The sequence below is a fragment of the Williamsia sp. genome, from assembly GCF_036566845.1.
GTDB lineage: Bacteria > Actinomycetota > Actinomycetes > Mycobacteriales > Mycobacteriaceae > Williamsia.
Window position 1 is genome coordinate 1 of sequence record NZ_DATCVM010000196.1, and the last position, 3,088, is coordinate 3,088.

5 protein-coding genes are annotated in these 3,088 nt (G+C 65.7%); all 5 read left to right on the top strand.

The annotated features are described in order from the left end of the window. Positions 1 to 181: MMPL family transporter (locus tag VIQ49_RS18935; protein ID WP_331887398.1), on the top strand; the 181-nt coding region annotated here is incomplete at its 5' end. A gap of 86 nt (positions 182 to 267) precedes the next feature. Next, positions 268 to 1,473 carry a cytochrome P450 gene (locus VIQ49_RS18940; protein WP_331887400.1) on the top strand — a complete coding sequence of 402 codons (1,206 nt, stop codon included), beginning with the start codon at positions 268 to 270 and terminating at the stop codon, positions 1,471 to 1,473. A gap of 11 nt (positions 1,474 to 1,484) precedes the next feature. After that, the gene (locus VIQ49_RS18945; protein WP_331887404.1) at positions 1,485 to 1,706 is read left to right on the top strand and encodes a ferredoxin; all 222 of its coding nucleotides are present in this window, start codon (positions 1,485 to 1,487) and stop codon (positions 1,704 to 1,706) included. A 170-nt stretch (positions 1,707 to 1,876) separates the two neighbouring features. Continuing rightward, positions 1,877 to 2,752 carry an alpha/beta fold hydrolase gene (locus tag VIQ49_RS18950; protein ID WP_331887402.1) on the top strand — a complete coding sequence of 292 codons (876 nt, stop codon included), beginning with the start codon at positions 1,877 to 1,879 and terminating at the stop codon, positions 2,750 to 2,752. Positions 2,753 to 2,860: 108 nt separating this feature from the next. Continuing rightward, on the top strand, positions 2,861 to 3,088 hold a 228-nt coding region (locus VIQ49_RS18955), incomplete at its 3' end, for a Zn-ribbon domain-containing OB-fold protein (RefSeq protein WP_331887406.1).

A 3,088-nucleotide genomic window follows, 5' to 3' on the forward strand; every position in this document is an offset into this window, starting at 1 on the left:
CATCATCGTCGGCCTGGGCATCCTGCTGGACACCTTCGTGGTGCGGACCGTGATCATCCCGGCGCTGTTCACGCTCATCGGGCCCAGGATCTGGTGGCCCGCACTGCAGGACGAGGACCACCGTTCCCACGGTGGACAACCAGGAGGTCGCCACCGCACTCGGACGCCAGCCGATACGTAGTCGCGACGGGTGACCGGCGCGCCCACGCGTTTGGGCCGTGTTTGTGGTCGGTGCCGTTGCCCGCGGGCGTGAGTACCGTCGAATGCATGACGCAAGCACCCTCGTTGCCGCCGCTGCACATGCGGCGCGACGCGTTCGACCCGACACCCGAGCTGGGCGCTGTCCGCGAGGGGCCGGGGGTCATCACCGTCACCAACGCCTTCGGCATGCAGGTCCACCTCGTCACCCGGTACGAGGACGTCAAGACCGTGCTGTCCGACCACGCGCGGTTCTCCAACGGCCGTCCTCCAGGTTTCGTGGTGCCGGGGGCTCCCGCGCAGTCCGAGGAGGAACTGGCCAGCGCCAGGGCAGGCAACCTGCTCGGGCTGGATCCGCCCGAGCATCAACGGTTGCGCCGCATGCTGACCCCCGAGTTCACCATCCGGCGGATCAAGCGATTGCAGCCCCGCATCGTCGAGATCGTCGACCAGCATCTGGATGCGCTGGAGGCCGCAGGCCCGCCCGCCGACCTGGTGGAGAACTTCGCCCTGCCGATCCCGTCGTTGGTGATCTGCGAGTTGCTCGGGGTGCCCTACGCCGACCGCGACGACTTCCAGCGGCGCAGCACGCGCCAACTCGACCTGTCCATCCCGATACCCGAACGCCTCGAGCTACAGAGGCAGGGCAGGGCCTACATGCGGTCGTTGGTCGAAGGCGCCAGGGAACGGCCGGGCGACGACATCCTCGGCATGCTGATCCGCGAGCACGGCGACGAACTGACCGACGACGAGCTCATCGGTATCGCCGGCCTGCTGCTTCTGGCCGGCCATGAGACGACGTCGAACATGCTGGGGCTCGGCACCCTGGCGTTGCTGCGCCATCCCGCAGCGCTGGCGGCGGTTCGCGACGATCCCGCCGCGGTGGCGCCCGCGATCGAGGAGCTGCTGCGCTGGTTGTCGATCGTGCAGACCGCGATCCCCCGCATCACCACCACCGAAGTGGAGATCGCCGGGGTGTCGATCCCGGCGGGGAAGCTTGTGTTCGCCTCCCTGCCGTCGGGCAACAGGGACGGCCACTTCATCGACAACCCCGACACTTTCGACATCAGCCGCGGTGCGCCAGGGCATCTGGCGTTCGGCCACGGTGTGCATCACTGCCTCGGCGCGCCTTTGGCCCGGATGGAGATGCAGATCGCGTTCCCCGCGCTGCTTCGCAGATTTCCCACGCTGTCGCTGGCCGAGGAATTCGACGATGTGCAGTTCCGGTCGTTCCACTTCATCTACGGTCTGAAGTCGTTGGAGGTGAGCTGGTGATGAGCGAAGCGATGAAGGTCTCCGCCGACCGGGAGCTGTGCATCCAGGCAGGCAACTGCGTCATGGTCGCCGGCGAGGTCTTCGATCAGGACGACGACGGCATCGTCGTGGTGCTCGTCGACACGGACGGCGGAGCCGTTCAGACCGCGGAGGTACCCGACGACCAGAAAGACCATGTCCGCGAAGCGGTCAGGCTGTGTCCGGCGAGCGCGTTGGCGATCGTCGAAGGCTGACCTCACCGTCGTCGTCCCGCAGGCCGACTCCCGCAGCGCAGCGGTGCGCAGAGCACGGAAGTCCGCTCACCGGAATTCACGGAGCTCGCCGGCAGAGGCGGCCGCAAGACTTGCTTCCTGGGATTCATCGTGTGAAACCACGTTCGAACCGGATACGAAGGGCCGCTCCGATGCACATCATCGATCATGACGAAACGCTGCGCGAAGTCACCACATCCAGGGGCGTTCTTCGGTATCACGAAGCCGGCGACGGGCCTGCCCTGTTGTTGCTTCACGGATCGGGTCCTGGAGTGACGGGGTGGCGAAACTACCGCGGCAACCTCGCTTTCTTCGCCCGACACTTCCGTTGTCTGGTACTGGAATTCCCCGGTTTCGGAGTCAGCGACGACTTCGGTGGCCATCCGATGCTGGACGCGCAAGGCTCCGTGGTGGCCTTTGCCGACGCGCTGGGCCTGGACCGGGTCGACGTGATCGGTAACTCCATGGGCGGTGGTGTTGGCATCAACTTCGCCATCAACCACGGTGACCGCATCGGAAAGTTGATCACCATCGGGGGCATCGGTGTCAACATCTTCAGCCCCGGGCCGAGCGAGGGTATCCGCCTGCTCCAGGAGTTCACCGAGGAACCGACACGGCAGCGACTCATCGACTGGTTGCACTCCATGGTCTACGACCCCGCTCTGGTCACCGAGGAACTCATCGAAGAGCGCTGGGCGCTGGCCACCGATCCGGACACCCTGGGGGCAGCGCGGCGCATGTACGGCAAGGCCGCCTTCGCGGCGATGATGGAGATGATGCGCAACGCCGACTTCCCGCTGCCGTGGGCGCTCATGCACAAGGTGAAAGCGCCGACGTTGTTGACGTGGGGGCGAGATGACCGGGTGAGCCCGTTGGACATGGGACTGGTTCCCATGCGGACCATCCCCAACGCGGAATTGCACGTCTTCCCCAATTGCGGACATTGGGTGATGATCGAGGCGAAGGCTGCGTTTGAGCGGACGGCGCTATCGTTCCTCACCCAGGAAGTCGCGGTCTCCGCGAAATAGCCATTGCCCCAGCCTGTTCCGCTGCGTGGAATCTCGCCCGGTCAGCGGGATGGCACCGTCGGCGGAGTGCTGATCCCGGCCACGATCGACGGCATGACACAACCGGTGATGCCTGCGGCACCTGCCGTCGAGAATTGGTGGCAGATCAACGGTTCCGGTGATCCGTATCTGATCGGCGGTAAGTGCCATCAGTGCGGGACGTATGTGTTTCCGCCGCGGGCCAACAACTGCCCCAACCCGTGCTGTGACGGCGATGAGCTGGCTCAGGTGCCGCTGTCGCGGCGCGGCACGCTGTGGAGCTACACCGAGAACCTCTACGTTCCGCCGCCGCCGTAT

Coding starts and splice junctions, on each gene's coding strand:
- VIQ49_RS18940 (WP_331887400.1), top strand. CDS start 268: ATGACGCAAGCACCCTCGTTGCCGCCGCTGCACATGCGGCGCGACGCG.
- VIQ49_RS18945 (WP_331887404.1), top strand. CDS start 1,485: ATGAAGGTCTCCGCCGACCGGGAGCTGTGCATCCAGGCAGGCAACTGC.
- VIQ49_RS18950 (WP_331887402.1), top strand. CDS start 1,877: ATGCACATCATCGATCATGACGAAACGCTGCGCGAAGTCACCACATCC.